We start from the raw sequence: 16,933 nt of genomic DNA on the forward strand, positions 1-16,933 counted from the left end.
GGCCGCCGACGCCGCGGTGGCGCGGATCCTGGAGGCGACGGTCCGGCCCGCCGTCGGCGCGCCGCGCGGCGTGGTGGTGGACTCGCCGCCCGGGGCCGGCAAGTCGACCCTGGTGGTGCGCGCCGCCCGGGAGCTGGTCGGGGCCGGCGAGCGGCTGATGATCGTCGCCCAGACCAACGGCCAGGTGGACGACCTGGTCGACCGACTGGCCGTCAAGGCACCGGAGCTGACGATCGGCCGGCTGCACGCGGCCGACGCGCGCCCGGGTCCCGAGGTGCTGCGGCACGCCAACGTCACGCCCTCGGACAAGGTCGCCGAGCTGGCCGAGCTGGACGTGGTGATCTCCACCTCGGCCAAGTGGCAGTGGGTGCGGGCCGAGCAGCCGTGGCGGCACGCGATCGTCGACGAGGCGTACCAGATGCGGTCGGACGCGCTGCTGGCGGTGGCCCGGCTGTTCGAGCGGGCCCTGTTCGTCGGCGACCCGGGCCAGCTGGACCCGTTCACCGTGGTGGGCACCGAGCAGTGGGCGGGCCTGTCGTACGACCCGTCGAGCAGCGCGGTGGTCACCCTGCTCGCGCACAACCCGCAGATCGAGCCGCACCGGCTGCCGGTCTCCTGGCGGCTGCCGGCCACCGCGGCGCCGCTGATCTCCGGGGCGTTCTACCCGTTCACGCCGTTCCGCTCGGGCACCGGCCCCGGGGACCGCTCGATGACCGCGTCGGTGCGGCCGGACGGCTCGGCGGTGGACGCGGCGATCGACCGGGCGACCGAGCACGGCTGGGCGCTGCTGGAGCTGCCGGCCCGGCACACCGTGCGCACCGATCCGCAGGCGGTGGCGGCCGTCGCGGCCACCGTGCGCCGGCTGCTGGACCGCGGGCTGACGGCGCACTCCGAGCAGGGGTCCGCCCCGCTCACGGCGGACCGGGTCGCGGTCGGCACGGCGCACCGGGACCAGGCGGCGGCGGTGCGGGCCGCGCTGGTCAAGGCGGGGGTGCCGGTGGACCCGACGGCCGGGCCGGCGGTGACGGTGGACACCGCGAACCGGCTGCAGGGGCGCGAGTACGACGTCACGGTGGTGCTGCACCCGCTGTCGGGGCGGCCGGACGCGACCGCGTTCCACCTGGAGACCGGCCGGCTCTGCGTGCTGGCCTCCCGGCACCGGCACGCCTGCATCGTGGTGGCCCGGGCCGGGATCGCGGAGCTGCTGGACGAGCATCCGGCCACCGAGCCGGTGCAGTTGAACGTTCCGGTGGCGTTCCCCGACGGCTGGGAGGCCAATCACCGGGTGCTGCACCACCTGTCCGGGCACCGGGTGCGGCTGGGCCGGCCCTGAGCGCGTCCGCCCGCGGGCCGGGCGGACGGCCGTGGGGGCGTGCGACCGGCCCGCTCGGCGCGCGGTGGGCGGGAGCGGCTGACGCGCGCCCCTGGCGCGCCGGGCGGGAATAGCGCCCGGACGCGCACCGTTCCGTTACCGGCCGCCGCCGCGAGACAATGGACGACGGCCACGACCGGGCGACGCCCGGCCCGAGCCGCTGTCGCCCGCCCCCATCGAGCACCCGGAGGTGTCCGTCCATGCCCGACTCCCATGCGCAGGCGTCCGACCCGAGCGGCCCCGCCGCACCGGCCGGTCCCGGCACGGACGCCGGTACGGCGTCCGGCCGGCGGCAGCGCCCGGCGCAGCTGCTGTTCGAGCCGCAGGCCGACGAACCGGAGCCGGAGCGTTTCTTCGACCTGGAGTCGATCGACGACCCGGGCGAGCTGCTGCGCCGTTCCACCGAGCTGGCGCTGGCCTTCCGGGCGGCCGCCGAGCGGGCCACCGACTTCCAGGCGGTCGCGGCCGCGCAGCTGGCGGACCCGCGCCGGTTCGACGCGCTGTCCGAGACCGAGATCGCGGACCGGGCGGACTGGACGCCGGACTACGCGGCCAAGATGATCGAGTACGGGCGCACCCTGCTCAGTCCCCGGCGGCACGAGGACTGATCCGCCCGGGGGCGCCCCGGTCCGGTCCCGTCGCCACTGGCATATGCCGGAGGAAGCGGAAGGGTACGCCCCCGCCCGCCCCGCTGTCCGGCGAACCACGCTTTCCCTCCCGGACGTGCCCCGGACACCCCACTCTGCTGTGCGTGGACATCTGGACCTATCAGTCGGTGGAGTACGTGACCGTGGCCGGAGAGGCCTGGCTCGCCTCCGCCAGCGAGTACCCGCGCAGCATGCGCGCCCTGTGGGAGTCCCGCCCGTGGGCGCCCTCGGTGCTGCCCTGCGGCCGGGCCTTCGACGTGATCAGCATGCCGGCGCTGTTCGGCCGCCGGGTCCTGGACGAGCTGTGGGCCTCCGGGCCCGGCTGCGGGCCGGTGGCGGTCGTCCGGGGGCGCACGCTGCTGTTCGTGCAGCCGGGGGCGGCGCCCCGGCTGCGCCGGCTGCTGGCCTGGGAGGAGTGGGCCCGGGACGTGCCCCCGCTGCTCTGCCACGGCAAGGGCGACACGGTGACGGTGCCGCCGGTGCAGCGGACGGCCGGCGACGGCCCGGACGCCCCGGGGCACGGCCGGGGGCGGTGGATCGTGGCCCCGGAGAGCCGGGACCCTTGGCTGCCGGGGGCCTCGGTCGTCCTGTGGGCCTGTGTCCGGGCGGCCCGCGAGCCGGTCGAGGCGCGCTGAGCCGCCCCGGCGGGCGCGGGGCCCGGGAGGTGCGGGTATTCGATTTTGGCCGGACCCCGACACGCTGCTAAAGTCTTCCCTGTCAGCAGGCGCCGCTAGCTCAGTTGGTTAGAGCAGCTGACTCTTAATCAGCGGGTCCGGGGTTCGAGTCCCTGGCGGCGCACAGACAGCCGGAAGGCCCCTCGTGAGAGCGAGGGGCCTTCCGGCGTTTCCAGGGCCGGGCGGAATGGGCCGGGATGGGCCTGGGGCAGGCCGACGGACGGACCGGCGGGGCCGCCCGCCGAGGCGGACGGCCCGGAGACCGGCCCGACGGGTCAGCGGCCGCGCAGCTCGCGGTAGCGGGCGACCAGCGCCGCGGTGGAACTGTCCAGCGTCTCCGTGCCCTCGCCGGTCAGCAGCACCGGCTCGATCCGCTTGGCGAGCACCTTGCCCAGCTCGACGCCCCACTGGTCGAAGGAGTCGATGTTCCAGATCGCGCCCTGGACGAACACCTTGTGCTCGTAGAGGGCGACCATCTGGCCGAGCACCGAGGGGGTCAGCTCGGCGGCCAGCACGGTGGTGGTCGGGTGGTTGCCCCGGAAGGTCTTGTGCGGGACCAGCTCGGCCGGCACGCCCTCGGCGGCGACCTCCTCCGGCGTCTTGCCGAAGGCCAGCGCCTGGGTCTGGGCGAAGAAGTTGGCGAGCAGCAGGTCGTGCTGGGCGACCAGGCCGGGCAGCAGGTCGGCGACCGGCTCGGCGAAGCCGATGAAGTCCGCCGGGATCACCTTGGTGCCCTGGTGCAGCAGCTGGTAGTAGGCGTGCTGGCCGTTGGTGCCGGGGGTGCCCCAGACCACCGGGCCGGTCTGCCAGCCCACCGGGCGGCCGTCGCGGTCCACCGACTTGCCGTTGGACTCCATGTCCAGCTGCTGGAGGTAGGCGGTGAACTTCGACAGGTAGTGCGAGTACGGCAGGACGGCGTGCGCCTGGGCGTCGAAGAACGCGCCGTACCAGACCCCGAGCAGGCCGAGCAGCAGCGGGACGTTCTCCTCCGGCGGGGCGGTGCGGAAGTGCTCGTCGACCAGGTGGAAGCCGTCCAGCATCTCGCGGAAGGCGTCCGGGCCGATGGCGATCATCAGCGAGAGGCCGATGGCCGAGTCGTAGGAGTAGCGGCCGCCCACCCAGTCCCAGAACTCGAACATGTTGGCGGTGTCGATGCCGAAGTCGGCGACGCCCTCGGCGTTGGTGGAGAGCGCGACGAAGTGCTTGGCGACCGCGTCGGTGTCCGCGCGCAGCTCGGTGAGCAGCCAGTTCCGGGCGGAGACCGCGTTGGTGATGGTCTCGATCGTGGTGAAGGTCTTGGAGGCGACGATGAAGAGCGTCTCGGCGGCGTCCAGGTCGCGGACCGCCTCGTGCAGGTCGGCGCCGTCCACGTTGGAGACGAAGCGGACGTCGAGGTCGCGCAGGGCGTAGGAGCGCAGCGCCTCGTAGGCCATCGCCGGGCCGAGGTCGGAGCCGCCGATGCCGATGTTGACGACGGTGCGGATCCGCTTGCCGGTGTGACCGCGCCACTCGCCGCCGCGGACCTGCTCGGCGAAGGCGGCCATCTTGTCGAGCACGGCGTGCACGGCGGGGACGACGTTCTCGCCGTCCACCTCGACCACGGCGCCGCGCGGGGCGCGCAGCGCGGTGTGCAGGACGGCCCGGTGCTCGGTGGTGTTGATCTTCTCGCCGCGGAACATGGCGTCCCGCAGCTCGGCGACACCGGTGGCCCCGGCCAGCTCGCGCAGCAGCGCCAGGGTCTCGTCGGTGACCAGCTGCTTGGCGTAGTCGACGTGCAGGTCGCCGACCTGGAGGGTGTAGCGGCGGCCGCGCTCCGGGTCGGCGGCGAACAGTTCACGCAGGTGCGTGTCGCCGAACTCCTCCCGGTGCTTGGCGAGGGCGGCCCACTGCGGGGTGCGGTCCAGCGGGGTACGGGCGTCGGCGCGGGTCTCCGACATCGGTGGCTCCTCGTTTCATCTGGGTGCAGATACCGGCAGGGCCAGGCGGGAGGGTTTCGCGAGGTCGTGCGGGTACTGGGGGTGCGCCGACTCCGTTGACGGCCTTGCCCGGGGCCAGCCTATGCAACGCCGGGACCCCCGGCTCACATTCCGTTCGCTGACGACCCGCCGGGCGTCACCCGGACGTCACCGCCGGACGTCACCGCCGTTCGGAGCGCAGGTCGAGACCGCGCAGCACCTGGTCGACGAGCTCCGGGTCGGCGCCGGGCTCGGCGCGGGCGGCGACCATCTCGCGCCGGGAGGCGGCGATCATCTCCTGTTCGACGCTCTGCGCCGCGCGCCACTGGGCCAGCCGCTGCTTCGCCTCGGCGGCCTCCTCCTCGGCGTAGTTCTCGGGGCACAGCCGGGCCAGCCGGTCGTGCTGACGGTCCCGCAGGCGGTCGGCGACCTCGGCGGGCAGCCGGTCGGCCTCCTCAAGTTCGCCGAGCCGCCGCAGCCCGGCCTTGGCGGCCCGCCACCAGAGCTGGCGGACCTCCTGCTCGTGCCGGTCGTGGCCGAGGTCGAGCTCGAAGCGCTTGGCCAGCCAGGGCAGGGTGAGGCCTTGGACCAGCAGGGTGAACAGCACCACGCTGAAGGCGATGAAGACCAGCCGCCCGCGCTCCGGGAAGCCCTCGCCGGAGTCCAGGGTGAGCGGGATGGCGAGGGCCAGGGCGACGGTGGCGACCCCGCGCATCCCGGACCACCAGAGCAGCACGCTCTCCTGCCAGCTGATCGGGGTGTCCTCCTCGGAGCCGGAGCGCAGCTTCTGGGAGAGCCAGCCGGCCGGGAGCAGCCAGAGCAGCCGGACCAGCACGACCACCGCGATCACCACGGCGGCGTCGCCGAGCATGCCGGTCCAGCCGGAGCCGGCCTCCTTGAGGACGGTCGCGAGTTCCAGGCCGATGAGGCCGAAGGCGACCCCGGTGATCAGGATCTCGACGATCTCCCAGAAGGCGTTGCCGACCAGCCGGTAGGCGACGGCGTCCGCGTCGGCGGCCCGCTCGGCGAGGTAGAGGCCGCAGACGACGACGGCGAGCACGCCGGAGCCGTGGATCTCCTCGGCGAGGCTGTAGGCGGCGAAGGGCACCAGCAGGTTGAGCGCGACCTGCTGGGTGGGGTCCTCCAGGAGGGCGGCGAGCTTGGTGTTGGCCCAGCCGAGGACGACGCCGATGACGATCGCGAGGACCGCCGAGAGGACGAAGCGCAGGACGGCGCCGCCGCCGGAGAAGTCGCCGCCGACCACCGCCTCGATGGCCAGCGAGTAGACGACGATCGCGGTGACGTCGTTGAACAGGCCCTCGCTCTCCAGGATGGCGACCAGGCGGCGGGGCAGGCCGACGCTGCCGGCCACCGCGACGGCGGCGACCGGGTCGGGCGGGGAGACCAGGGCGCCGAGCGCGATGGCGGCGGCGATCGGCAGTCCGGGCAGCAGCCAGTGCACGGTGCCGGCCACGGCGGCGGTGGTGACCACGACCAGGGCGACGGCGAGCAGCAGGATGGAGCGGATGTTGGCCTTGAAGTAGCGGACCGAGGAGCGCCGGGCGACGGCGAAGATCAGCGGCGGCAGGACCAGCGGCAGGATCAGCTCGGGATCGATGGCGATGTCCGGGATCTGTGGGATCAGCGCCATGGCGAGGCCCAGCAGGGTCATCAGCACGGGTTGGGGCACGCCGGTCCGGCGGGCCAGCGGCATGGTCACCACGGAGGCGAGCAGCACCAGGAAGAGCAGGGGCAGCTGGCCCACGGGGGAGGTCCTCTCGGTGGCGGGCGGGGTCGCACGGCCGTGCGGGTCCGGACATGGCCCGGGCCGCCGTCGAGGATAAGTCCGACAATGATCTCAACTGGTGCGACACGCCGGGTAGGGGGTTGACCTGAAGTGCGCTTCACCCCGCAGGATCGGGGGACCGAGACCGCCTCCGCAGGACTCGGCCGGATCCGACAGGAGTGCCCGCGATGAAGGCAGTGACCGTTCCCCGGTTCGGCGGCCCCGAGGTGCTGCGGGTGACCGCGGTGCCCGACCCGGTACCCGGCCCCGGCCAGGTGCGGGTCCGGGTCTACGCCGCCGGGGTGCAGCCGGTGGACCTCGCGATCCGGGAGGGCCTGGCCCCGGCCGGCGTCGAGCTCGCCCCCGGGCTGATCCCCGGCAACGAGTTCTCCGGCGTGATCGACCGGCTCGGGGCGGACGTCGACGGCTGGGCGGTCGGGGACGAGGTGCTGGGCTTCCGGCTGCTCGGCTGCGCGGCCGAACTGGTCGCCGCCGACGCCGCCCGGCTGGTGCGCAAGCCGGCCGGGATGCCCTGGGAGCACGCGGGGGCGCTGTCCGCCTCCGGGCAGACCGCGCACCTCGCGCTCACCGCCTTGAAGGTCGTCGAGGGCGACACCGTGCTCGTGCACGGCGCCGCCGGCGGGGTCGGCACGGTCGCCGTCCAGCTGGCCCGGGCCTGGGGCGCCACGGTCGTCGGCACCGCGAGCGAGCACAACCACGGCTACCTGCGGGAGCTGGGCGCGATCCCGGTCGGGTACGGCGAGGGGCTGGCCGAGCGGGTCCGGGCGGTGGCACCGCGGGGCGTGGACGCGGCCTTCGACGCGGCCGGGCGCGGGGCCCTGGAGGCCTCCGTCGAGCTGGTCGCCGACCGGGCCCGGATCGGCACCGTGGTCGACTACCCGCTGGCCCGGCGCCTGGGCGTGCTGGGGATCCGGGGCGAGCGGACGGCGGCCCGGCTGGCCGGGCTGGTCGACCTCTGGGAGGCCGGCGCGCTGCGGCTGGAGATCGCCGACACCTTCCCGCTGGAGCGGGTGGCCGACGCCCACCGGCTGGTCGGCACCGGGCACGTCCGGGGGAAGGTCGTTCTCACCCCCTGACCGGGCCCCGCGCGGGATCCTGGGCCGAACCCCGAGCGGAACCCCCGGGGGACGGCGGCCAGGGCGGGGGCTCCCGGGCCGATTGTGTGTTTCGGCCGCTGACCAGGTAATGTCTTCCACGTCAGCAGGCGCCGCTAGCTCAGTTGGTTAGAGCAGCTGACTCTTAATCAGCGGGTCCGGGGTTCGAGTCCCTGGCGGCGCACAGACAGCCGGAAGGCCCCTCGTGAGAGCGAGGGGCCTTCCGGCGTTTCCGGCCGGCCCCGGTCCCTGACCCCGGGCCTCCGGCCCCGCGCCTCAGTGCGGGATGGCGGCGATCAGCTCGGAGGCGCCCTGCCGCTTGAGGGCGAGGGCGGTCGCGGTGCCGAGGTCCTCCGGGCTCAGCGCACCGGCCCACTCGTGGGCGTCCAGGACCCGCTTGCCGTCCGGGGTGAAGACCCGGCCGCGCAGCGAGAGGCGCCCGTCCGCCCCGGCCCGGGCGTAGCCGGCGATCGGCGAGTTGCAGTGGCCCTGGAGCACGTGCAGGAACATCCGCTCGGCGCTCGCCTCGCGCCAGGTCGCGTGGTCGCCGAGGCCGGTGACCGCGTCAATGGTGGCGGTGTCCTCGGCGCGGCACTGCAGGGCGAGGATCCCGGCGCCGATCGGCGGGCACATCGTGTCGAGCGACAGCACCTCGCCGATCCGGGCGGTCTCGCCGATCCGCTCCAGCCCGGACAGCGCGAGCAGCAGCGCGTCCGCCTCCCCCGCCGCGAGCTTGGCCAGCCGGCTGTTGGCGTTGCCGCGCATCGGGACGCACTCCAGGTGCGGGTGGGAGGCGGCGAGCTGGGCCCGGCGGCGGACCGAGGAGGTGCCGATCCGGGTGCCGGGCGGCAGCTCGTCCAGGGTGAGGCCGCCGGGGTGGACGAGCGCGTCGCGGATGTCGTCGCGGCGCAGGTAGGCGGCGAACACGGTGCCGGCCGGCAGCGGGCGGTCGGCCGGCACGTCCTTGAGGCAGTGGACGGCGAGGTCCGCCTCGCCGGCGAGCAGCGCGGCGTCCACCTCCTTGGTGAACGCGCCCTTGCCGCCGAGCCGGGCGAGGTCGCCCATCCAGCGGTCGCCGGAGGTGGTCACCGGCACCACCTCGGTGCGCAGCCCCGGACGCAGGGCGGCCAGCTCGGCCCTGACCCGCTCGACCTGGGCGAGCGCCATCGGTGAGGAGCGGGAGACGATGCGGATCAACTCTGCGGTGGTCATTGCTGGATGATAGGCCGTCATCTCGGCGCGGGCGGTGCGGGGTCACCCGACCGGCGGCGCGGCGGCGGGGCGCGGGAAGCGGCCGATCAGGTGTTCGGCCACCACCAGGTTGATCAGCCAGCAGGTCCAGCCCACGGCCGCGTAGGCCTGGTCGAACGGGACGCCCGCGAGGTCCATCACCGGCAGCCAGATCCGCAGCGTGGCGGCGGCGAGGATCAGCGCGTAGGAGCGGGTGGCCCAGGCCCGGTGGCGGACCAGGTCGCGGCGCCGGGCGGATCTCCAGGCCAGCGCCGAGGAGATCAGCAGCAGGAGGGCGAGCGCGGTGAAGCCGATCGGCGCGATCGGGCCGACCAGGCCGTGCGGGGCCAGCAGCAGGCCGCCGGTGCCGGTGGCCAGCACGGCGAGCAGGTAGAGCCGGCCGGTCAGCCGGTGCAGGCCCGGACGGCGCTCGCGCAGCCGGGGCAGGAACTGCCAGGGGCCGAGCAGGACCGCCAGCACCCCGCCGCCGACGTGCAGGGCGAGCGGGGCGCGGTGGGCCAGGTAGACGGCGCGCTGCTGGTCGAGGAAGACCTCCGGGTCGAGGGTCAGGTAGCGGGCGGTGAAAAGGGCGGTGGCGAAGGCGAGCACGGTGACCGTCCACCAGCCCGCCCGGCGGGCCCGGCGGGGTCGCGGCGCGGACGGCGCGGACGGCGCGGTCACGGGTGGCACGTCGGGAGCGTTCATGGGGCGGACGCTACGGAGCGCGGGGGGCCGCCCGCGTCCGCCCGGCGGGGTCCCGCGGCCTGCCCCCGCGGGGGTGGCCGGACGGCCCCGGCCCCCGGCCGGGCGGGGCGGCCGTACCCCACCAGGGCGATGCGCGGACCGGACGGCCGCCGCTACCGTACGGCCGTGCGCCCGCACCACCGCGCGGCGGCCACCGCCCTGACCCCGGAGCCGCCGATGAGTCCTCCACCGCACACCCGGGCCGTCCCGGCGGACCCGCCGCCGTGGCCGCCGCTGCCCGTGTTCCCCGTGCTCCGGGCGGTTCCGGCCGAATGGTGGGACGCGGCCCTGGCCGGGGTGTTCCTGCTGGTGATGGCCGTCGAGCGGATCGGCGCGGCCGGCGATCTGCACGGCGGCCTGCCTGTGGCCCTCGTCCTGAGCGCGGCGGTGGCCGCCCCGCTGGCGGTGCGCCGGACCAGGCCGCTGGCCGGGTACCTGGTCGGCGCGGCCGCGCTGTCGGCGGAGGCGCTGTTCGTACTGCCGAGCCCGGTCTCCCCGTACGCCGACCTGGTCGGCCTCTACTCGCTCGGCCTGTACGCGCCCCGCCGGCGCGCCTGGGTCGGGCCGTTCGCCGCCCTGCTCGGGATGGCCGCGTACTTCGCCGACCTCGGCCGGGCCTACCCCGTCATCCCGACCGGGGTGCTGTTCCTCTGGCTGCTGGGCTGGGCCTTCGGTTACGGGACGGCCCGGCGCGGCGAGCAGCGCGAGGCGGCCCGGCTGCTGCTGCACCGGGAGGTGGTGGCCGAGGAGCGGGCCCGGCTGGCCCGGGAGCTGCACGACTCGGTGGGCCACACCCTGAACGTGGTGCTGGTCCAGGCCGGGGCCGCCCGCCGGCTGCTCGACCGCGAGCCGGAGCGCACCCGGGAGCTGTTGTCCGGGATGGAGCACACCGGGCGGGAGGCGCTCGACGACCTCGACCGGGTGCTCGGCCTGCTGCGGCGCGGCGCGGGCGACTGGGACGCGGACGGCGCGGCCCCGCAGCCCGGCGTCGCCGACCTGGAGCGGCTGGCCGAGCGGCTCGGCCGGACCGGGCTGAAGGTGCGGCTGCGGATCGACCCGGCCGCCCGCCGGGTGCCGCGCAGCCTGGACGTGTCGGCGTACCGGATCGTCCAGGAGGCGCTCACCAACACGGTCAAGCACGCCGGCGCCCGCAGCGTCGGGGTCACCGTCCGCCGCACGGCCGGCCGGCTCGCCGTCGAGGTGTGCGACGACGGACGGGGCGTGCCCGCCGGGTACGCGCCCGGCCGGGGGCTGCTGGGCGTGGCCGAGCGGGTCTCGGTCCTCGGCGGCCGGGTGGAGCACGGGCCGGGTGAGCCGGGCGGGTTCCGGCTGCGCGCAGAGTTGCCCGTTCCGTGACGGCGGCGCAGGGGCCCGCGGCACAGGGGCCGGCGGAGCGGGACCGAACGGCCGGGCGGGTGCGCGTGGTGGTGGCCGACGACGACGCGCTGCTGCGCGCCGGGGTCTCGCTGGTGCTGGAGACCGACGACCGGATCGAGGTGGTCGGCCAGGCGGCGGACGGACTGGCGGCGGTGGCCCGCTGCCGGGAACTGCTGCCGGACGTGGTCCTGATGGACGTCCGGATGCCCGGGGTCGACGGGGTGGAGGCGACCCGGCGGATCACCGCCGCCGGGCTGCCCACCCGGGTGCTGATGCTGACCACCTTCCACCACGACGACTACGTGTGGGGGGCGCTGCGGGCCGGGGCGGCCGGCTTCCTGCTGAAGCGCGCCTCGGCCGAGCGGCTGATCGACGCGGTGCACACCCTGGCCGGGGGCGAGTCCGTGCTGGACCCGGCGGTCACCCGGGACCTGGTCGCCCAGGTGGTCGGCCGGGGCGGCGAGCGGCCCCCGCCTCCGCCGCAGGACGGCCGGCTCGCCCAGTTGACGGCGCGCGAGCGGGAGGTGCTGCGGCTGGCGGCCGAGGGGCGTTCGAACCGGGAGATCGCCGCGCTGCTGGTACTCGCCGAGTCGACGGTGAAGACCCACATGAAGCGGATCCTGGCGAAGATCGACGCCCGCGACCGGGCCCAGGCGGTGGCCATCTCCTACCGGGGCGGGCTGATGCCGCCCCGGGACCCGCTCGGCGGGTACTGAGGCGGCTGCCGAGCGGCCCGGTCACCGGGCGGCGCCGGGGCGGTGGGCCGGGAAGCCGTGGGCGCGGGCGGCCAGCACGACGGCGAGGACGGGCAGCAGCAGGAGCAGCACGGTCCACGGGAAGGAGCCGGTGCCGAGCCGGTCGAGCAGCAGTCCGCCGGCCACGGCCCCGCCGGCCATCGCCGCGTTCCACAGGGTGACCAGCATCGCCTGCGCCGCGTCCGCCTGCTCGCCGCCCGCGTTCCCGGCGGCGGTCTGCAGCAGGGTCGGCAGGCCGCCCCAGCCGAGCCCCCAGAGCACGGCGGCGACGTAGACGGCGGCGGCGCTGCCGGTGGTCAGGCCGAGCACGGCGGCCGCGGCGGCGACCAGCAGGGTCGAGGCGAGGGTGAGCGCGCGCAGCCGGCGGTGGATGTGCGCGCCGGTGAACCAGATGCCCGCCAGCGAGGCCACGCCGAAGGCGAGCAGCACGGCGTCGGTGGCGCCGCCCATGCCGCGCCGGTCGAGGAAGGGCGCGATGTAGGTGTAGAGGACGGTGTGGGCGAGGACGAAGACGAAGGTGACGGCGAGCACGGGGGTGACGCCGGGGACGCCGAGGGCGCGCAGCACCGGGGTGCGCTCGCCGCGGGTCTGGCCGGGCACCTCGGGGACGGACGCGGCGATCCAGCCGGTCACGCCGAGCGCGATCACGGTCATCAGCAGGAAGGCCACCCACCAGCCGAGCGCCTTGCCGAGGAAGGCCCCGGCGGGCACGCCCAGCGACAGGGCGAGCGGCGCCCCGGCCATCGCGACGGCGATCGCCCGGCCCTGGAGTTCGGGCGGCGCGAGCCGGCGGGCGTATCCGGCGAGCAGGGCCCAGGCGAGGCCGGCGGCGACCCCGGCGACGAACCGGGCGGCCATGGTGAGCGGGTAGTTGGTGGACAGCGCGGTGACGGTGTTGGCGGCGGCGAAGCCGAGCATCGCGGTGAGCAGCAGGCGCCGCCGGCCCCAGCCGGCGGTGGCCGCGGTGAGCGGGACGGCGGTGAGGGCGGTGCCGAGGGCGTAGACGGTGATGGACTGGCCCATCGCGGACTCGCCGACGCCGAGGTCGGCGCTCATGGCGGGCAGCACGCCGGCGGGCAGGGTCTCGGTGAGGGCGGTGACGAAGACGGCGGTGGCGAGGGCGAGGAGGGCGGGCAGGGGCAGGGCCGGGCGCCGGCCGTGGTCGGCGGCGGGTCGGTGGGGCGTGGGTACAGAGGTCCGCGTAGAGGTCCGCATGGCCGTTATGCTCGAACCCTCACACTGATGTGAGGGTCAATCGGGCCGGCTGTGAGGTGGGGCACATGCGGATCGGGGAGCTGTCCGAACGGACCGGGGCGTCCCGGCGGCTGCTGCGCTACTACGAGGAGCAGGGGCTGATCGCGGCCGGACGCTGCGCGAACGGCTACCGCGCGTACGACGAGGCGACGGTGGACCGGGTGACGCAGATCCGGGGGCTGCTCGACGCGGGGCTGCCGACCAGGATCATCAAGCAGATCCTGCCCTGCCTCAGCAGGCCCCGCACGATCCACTTCGAGGACGCCACACCGGAGATGATCGCCACCCTGGAAGGGGAGCTGGCGGGGATGAGCGCGCGGATCGCCTGCCTGACCCGCAACCGGGACGCGATCGCGGAGTACCTGGCGGCGGTGCGGGTGGACCGCTGAGCGACGGGTTCGCGTCCCGTCGCCCAGCGGTCCGTCGGTCCGTCAGCGGCGGAAGTAGGAGTCGAAGTTCTTCGAGAACTCCCGGCCGCCGAACTGGTCCCAGTTGATCGACCAGGTCATCAGGCCGCGCAGGCCGGGCTGGGCGCCCGCCTTGGGGACGTAGGCACCGCAGTTGGCGAGCTTGGTGAGGCAGTCCAGGGCCTTGTTGACCTCGGCCGGGGCGACGTAGCCGTTGCCCGCGTTGGTGGTGGCCGGCATGCCGATGGCGACCTTGGAGGCGGGCAGCGCCGGGAACACGTTGCCGGTGTTGCCCGCCACCGGGAAGCCCTTGAGCAGCATGTCGGTCATCGCGACGTGGAAGTCGGCGCCGCCCATCGAGTGGTACTGGTTGTCCAGGCCCATGATGGAGCCGGAGTTGTAGTCCTGGACGTGCAGCAGGGTGAGGTCGTCGCGCAGGGCGTGGATGACCGGCAGGTAGGCGCCGGCGCGCGGGTCCTGGCCGCCCCAGGGGCCGGAGCCGTAGTACTGGTAGCCGAGCTGGACGAAGAAGGTCTCCGGCGCCATGGTCAGCACGAAGTTCGGGCCGTACTTGGCCTTCAGCGTCTTGATCGCGGAGATCAGGTTGACGATGACCGGGCTGGTCGGGTTCTTGAAGTCGGTGTCGCCGGTCTGGAGCGACAGCGAGTGGCCCTCGAAGTCGATGTCCAGGCCGTCCAGGCCCCACTTGTCGATGATCGCCGAGACGGAGCTGACGAAGGCGTCGCGGGCCGCGGTGGTGGTGAGCTGGACCTGGCCGTTCTGGCCGCCGATCGAGATCAGCACCTTCTTGCCCTTGGCGCGCTTGGCGGCGATGGCGGCCTTGAAGTCGGCGTCGGACTCGACGCTCGGGCACTCGGTGGCCGGGCAACGGTTGAACCGGATGTCGCCGGAGGTGACCGAGGTCGGCTCGCCGAAGGACAGGTTGATGATGTCCCAGGAGTCGGGGACGTCGGCCATCTTGGTGTAGCCGGCGCCGTTGGCGAAGCTGGCGTGCAGGTAGCCGACCAGGGACTTGGAGCCGGGCGGCGGCGTGGTGGGCGTGCCGGTGGGCGTCACGGTCGGGGTCACGGTGGGCGTCACCGTGGGTGTCACGGTCGGGGTGACCGTCGGCGTCACGGTGGGGGTGACCGTGGGGGTGGGCGTGATGGTCGGGCTGGGCGCGCCGGGGCCGTCCAGCGAGACGTCGTCCGCGTAGTAGGTGCCCTGGCCGTACCAGCCGTGGGTGTAGACGGTGGCGCTGGTCTGGGTGGCGCCGGTGGTGAAGGTGGTGCTCAGCTTCTGGTAGGCGCCGCCGGTGCCGGGCGTCCAGGTCGAGGTGCCGCCGTCCACGCCGAGGTAGACGTACGAGCCCTTGAGGTAGGCACTGAGCGTGTAGGTGGTGTTGGGCGCGACGGTGACGGTCTGCGCGCAGCGGGCGGTGTCGCCCGCCGAGGCGTTCGCGGCCAGGGCGTGGCTGCCGCCGTGGGCCTGGCCGGTGACGACGCCGCCGGTGCCGGCCGAGCAGCTCCACGGGCCGAGGGCGCCGCTCTCGAAGCCGCCGTTGACCAGGAACTCGCCGGCCGAGGCGCTGGGCGCCAGGCCCAGGGTGAGGCCGACCATGGTGGCCGCGGCGACGGCCGAGGCGGTGCCGGCGGCCAGCACGGTGCGCGAGCGGCGGGGGGTGGCGGAGGTGGCCGGGGAGACAGGGGTTCTGCGCATGTGGGGGACTCCTTGCGGAGGGCGCGGTCGTGGGGGTGTCCGGGCATGCCTGGGCGCGCACCGGTGGTGGGGGAACGGCGCGGCCGGGCATCAGAGTTGGACTAGACCACTGAAGTGGATCCGGCCATACGGTGTCAATGGTCCAGACCGGTTCCGGCCCCGGGAGCGGCGGCTCGGCGGCCGCTCCGGTTGCCGCGCGTGACGCCCCGTCGAAACATGGAAGGGTGACGTCGCCCGGCTACCTCCGCTACCCCCACCTGCGCGGGGGCCTGTTGGCGTTCACCGCCGAGGACGACGTCTGGATCGCCCCGCTGGACCCCGGCGCCGACGCCGTCGGCCGGGCCTGGCGGGTCAGCTGCGACCGCACCCGGGTCAGCCACCCCCGGCTCTCCCCCGACGGCCGCGCCCTCGCCTGGACCGCCTGGCAGAACCTCGCCCCCGAGATCTGGACCGCGCCCGTGGACGGCGGCGAGGCGGTCCGGCTCAGCCACTGGGGCAGCCAGGACACCCGGCTGCGCGGCTGGCTGCCGGACGGCGAACTGCTCGCCGTCACCTCGTACCACGAGCCCTTCGGCCACTACACCTGGGCGCACGCCCTGCCCCCCGACGGCGGCCCCGCCCGCCGGATGCCCTGGGGACCGGTCGGCGACGCCCAGGTCGGCCCGGTCCACACCGTGCTGCTCACCGGCGCCGCCCCGCACGAGCCCGCCGCCTGGAAGCGCTACCGGGGCGGCGCCACCGGCCGGCTCTGGGTGGACGGCGAGCGGATCCTCGCCGGCCTGCCCGGCCACCTCGCCTCACCGATGCCGGTCACCGCCCCCGACGGCGAGCGGATCGCCTTCCTCTGCGACCACGAGGGCGTCGGAAACCTCTACTCCTGCCGCCCCGACGGCACCGACCTGCGCCGGCACACCGACCACGCCTCCTACTACGCCCGCGAGGCCGCCACCGACGGCACGCGGATCGTCTACCAGCACGCCGGCGACCTCTGGCTGCTCGACGGCCTGGACGCGCCCGCCCCGCGCCGGCTGCGCGTCCCGCTCGGCGGCGCCCGGGCCGGCCGGCGCCCGTACCAGGTGAACGCCGCCTCGCACGTCAAGGACCTCGCCTGCGACGCCACCGGACGGGCCGGGGTGATCACCGTGCGCGGCAGCCAGTACTGGCTCACCCACCGCGACGGCCCGGCCCGCGCGCTCGCCGACACCCCCGGCGTGCGCACCCGGCTGCCCGTCGTACTCGGCCGCACCGGCGAGGCGGCCTGGATCACCGACGCCCAGGGCGAGGACGCGGTCGAGGTCGTGCCGCTGCCCGGCCACGAGCACGCCCCCTCCCAGCACGGCCACCGGATTATCGCCGCCGGCAGGATCGGCCGCGTCCTGGAACTCACCGCCGCCCCCGACGGCGCCCGCCTCGCCGCCACCACCTCCGACGGCCGGCTGCTGCTGGTGACCACCGCCGACGGCGCCGTGCGCGAGGTCGCCTCCTCCGGCCACGGACCGGTCACCGGCGCCCGCTTCTCCCCCGACTCGCACTGGGTCGCCTGGTCCCAGCCGGCCGCCGGCCGCTCGCTGCGCCGCGTCCGGCTGACCCGCGCCGACGCCCCCGGACCGGTCCTCGACGTCACCGACGGCCGGTTCGAGGACGAGCAGCCCGTCTTCACCCGGGACGGCCGCTACCTGGCCTTCCTCTCCTGGCGCGGCTTCGACCCGGTGCACGACGTGCACACCGGCGACCTCTCCTTCCCGCTCGGCTGCCGCCCCTACCTCGTCCCGCTCACCGCCGGCACCCCGTCCCCGTTCGCCGCCCCCGCCGAGGACGGCGCCCCGCACGGCGACGGCGGCGGGGACGGCGCCGCGGCGGGCCACGGCGTGGATCCGGGCGAGCAGCTCGCCCATGTC

At 75.3% G+C, this 16,933-nt stretch carries 13 protein-coding genes, 2 tRNA genes and 1 pseudogene; 10 read left to right on the top strand and 6 right to left on the bottom strand.

Annotation, left to right across the window (positions count from 1 at the left end):
• The 4 genes from ABD308_RS20510 to ABD308_RS20525 all read left to right on the top strand — a co-directional run.
• A partial coding sequence (locus ABD308_RS20510; RefSeq protein WP_425554812.1) for an AAA family ATPase occupies nt 1-1,333 on the top strand: 1,333 nt, incomplete at its 5' end.
• Between the two features lie 239 nt (nt 1,334-1,572).
• Nucleotides 1,573-1,980: a hypothetical protein gene (locus tag ABD308_RS20515; RefSeq protein ID WP_344337328.1), complete on the top strand. Its 408-nt coding sequence runs from the start codon at nt 1,573-1,575 to the stop codon at nt 1,978-1,980.
• A gap of 143 nt (nt 1,981-2,123) precedes the next feature.
• Nucleotides 2,124-2,654, top strand: a complete 531-nt coding sequence (locus ABD308_RS20520) for a bifunctional DNA primase/polymerase (RefSeq protein WP_344337329.1) — start codon at nt 2,124-2,126, stop codon at nt 2,652-2,654.
• Between the two features lie 89 nt (nt 2,655-2,743).
• Nucleotides 2,744-2,817: transfer RNA gene (locus ABD308_RS20525), tRNA-Lys, on the top strand.
• 151 nt (nt 2,818-2,968) lie between these two features.
• On the opposite strand, the gene pgi is transcribed toward ABD308_RS20525, so the two are convergent.
• Nucleotides 2,969-4,630, bottom strand: a complete 1,662-nt coding sequence (gene pgi / locus ABD308_RS20530) for a glucose-6-phosphate isomerase (RefSeq protein ID WP_344337331.1) — start codon at nt 4,628-4,630, stop codon at nt 2,969-2,971.
• Nucleotides 4,631-4,829: 199 nt separating this feature from the next.
• Nucleotides 4,830-6,413, bottom strand: a complete 1,584-nt coding sequence (locus ABD308_RS20535; protein WP_344337332.1) for a Na+/H+ antiporter — start codon at nt 6,411-6,413, stop codon at nt 4,830-4,832.
• A gap of 209 nt (nt 6,414-6,622) precedes the next feature.
• On the opposite strand from ABD308_RS20535, the gene ABD308_RS20540 reads away from it, so the two are divergent.
• Both ABD308_RS20540 and ABD308_RS20545 read left to right on the top strand, forming a co-directional pair.
• Nucleotides 6,623-7,531 carry an NADP-dependent oxidoreductase gene (locus tag ABD308_RS20540; RefSeq protein ID WP_344337333.1) on the top strand — a complete coding sequence of 303 codons (909 nt, stop codon included), beginning with the start codon at nt 6,623-6,625 and terminating at the stop codon, nt 7,529-7,531.
• A 128-nt stretch (nt 7,532-7,659) separates the two neighbouring features.
• Nucleotides 7,660-7,733, top strand: a tRNA-Lys gene (locus tag ABD308_RS20545).
• 92 nt (nt 7,734-7,825) lie between these two features.
• Here ABD308_RS20545 and hemC read toward each other — a convergent pair.
• Both hemC and ABD308_RS20555 read right to left on the bottom strand, forming a co-directional pair.
• The gene (gene hemC / locus ABD308_RS20550; RefSeq protein ID WP_344337334.1) at nt 7,826-8,761 is read right to left on the bottom strand and encodes a hydroxymethylbilane synthase; all 936 of its coding nucleotides are present in this window, start codon (nt 8,759-8,761) and stop codon (nt 7,826-7,828) included.
• A gap of 42 nt (nt 8,762-8,803) precedes the next feature.
• Entirely contained in the window at nt 8,804-9,484 is a 681-nt protein-coding gene (locus ABD308_RS20555; protein WP_344337335.1) for a DUF2306 domain-containing protein, read from the bottom strand.
• A gap of 165 nt (nt 9,485-9,649) precedes the next feature.
• Here ABD308_RS20555 and ABD308_RS20560 point away from each other — a divergent pair, with 165 nt between their 5' ends.
• Together ABD308_RS20560 and ABD308_RS20565 are read left to right on the top strand one after the other, a co-directional pair.
• Nucleotides 9,650-10,879 carry a sensor histidine kinase gene (locus ABD308_RS20560; protein ID WP_344337336.1) on the top strand — a complete coding sequence of 410 codons (1,230 nt, stop codon included), beginning with the start codon at nt 9,650-9,652 and terminating at the stop codon, nt 10,877-10,879.
• A gap of 59 nt (nt 10,880-10,938) precedes the next feature.
• A complete protein-coding gene (locus tag ABD308_RS20565; RefSeq protein WP_344337338.1) occupies nt 10,939-11,616 on the top strand; it encodes a response regulator in 678 nt (225 codons plus the stop codon).
• A gap of 21 nt (nt 11,617-11,637) precedes the next feature.
• Here ABD308_RS20565 and ABD308_RS20570 read toward each other — a convergent pair whose 3' ends face one another.
• Nucleotides 11,638-12,870 (bottom strand): MFS transporter, encoded by a 1,233-nt coding sequence (locus ABD308_RS20570; RefSeq protein WP_344337340.1) that lies wholly within the window; start codon nt 12,868-12,870, stop codon nt 11,638-11,640.
• Between the two features lie 65 nt (nt 12,871-12,935).
• On the opposite strand from ABD308_RS20570, the gene ABD308_RS20575 reads away from it, so the two are divergent.
• On the top strand, nt 12,936-13,298 hold the full coding sequence (locus ABD308_RS20575) for a MerR family transcriptional regulator (protein ID WP_344337342.1): 363 nt from the start codon (nt 12,936-12,938) through the stop codon (nt 13,296-13,298).
• Between the two features lie 42 nt (nt 13,299-13,340).
• Here the strand turns inward: ABD308_RS20575 and ABD308_RS20580 are convergent, their stop codons facing one another.
• Nucleotides 13,341-15,035 carry a chitinase gene (locus ABD308_RS20580; RefSeq protein WP_425554813.1) on the bottom strand — a complete coding sequence of 565 codons (1,695 nt, stop codon included), beginning with the start codon at nt 15,033-15,035 and terminating at the stop codon, nt 13,341-13,343.
• A gap of 224 nt (nt 15,036-15,259) precedes the next feature.
• Here ABD308_RS20580 and ABD308_RS20585 point away from each other — a divergent pair.
• Nucleotides 15,260-16,933: pseudogene (locus ABD308_RS20585) on the top strand (peptidase S41); the annotation flags it as partial.

It is taken from the genome of Kitasatospora putterlickiae (assembly GCF_039527695.1).
Lineage (GTDB): Bacteria > Actinomycetota > Actinomycetes > Streptomycetales > Streptomycetaceae > Kitasatospora > Kitasatospora putterlickiae.

Bases quoted from the DNA above. Each gene is read 5' to 3' on its own strand.
- ABD308_RS20515 (WP_344337328.1), top strand. From the start codon at position 1,573: ATGCCCGACTCCCATGCGCAGGCGTCCGACCCGAGCGGCCCCGCCGCA.
- pgi (WP_344337331.1), bottom strand. From the start codon at position 4,630: ATGTCGGAGACCCGCGCCGACGCCCGTACCCCGCTGGACCGCACCCCG.
- ABD308_RS20540 (WP_344337333.1), top strand. From the start codon at position 6,623: ATGAAGGCAGTGACCGTTCCCCGGTTCGGCGGCCCCGAGGTGCTGCGG.
- hemC (WP_344337334.1), bottom strand. From the start codon at position 8,761: ATGACCACCGCAGAGTTGATCCGCATCGTCTCCCGCTCCTCACCGATG.
- ABD308_RS20555 (WP_344337335.1), bottom strand. From the start codon at position 9,484: ATGAACGCTCCCGACGTGCCACCCGTGACCGCGCCGTCCGCGCCGTCC.
- ABD308_RS20570 (WP_344337340.1), bottom strand. From the start codon at position 12,870: ATGCGGACCTCTACGCGGACCTCTGTACCCACGCCCCACCGACCCGCC.
- ABD308_RS20575 (WP_344337342.1), top strand. From the start codon at position 12,936: ATGCGGATCGGGGAGCTGTCCGAACGGACCGGGGCGTCCCGGCGGCTG.
- ABD308_RS20580 (WP_425554813.1), bottom strand. From the start codon at position 15,035: ATGCGCAGAACCCCTGTCTCCCCGGCCACCTCCGCCACCCCCCGCCGC.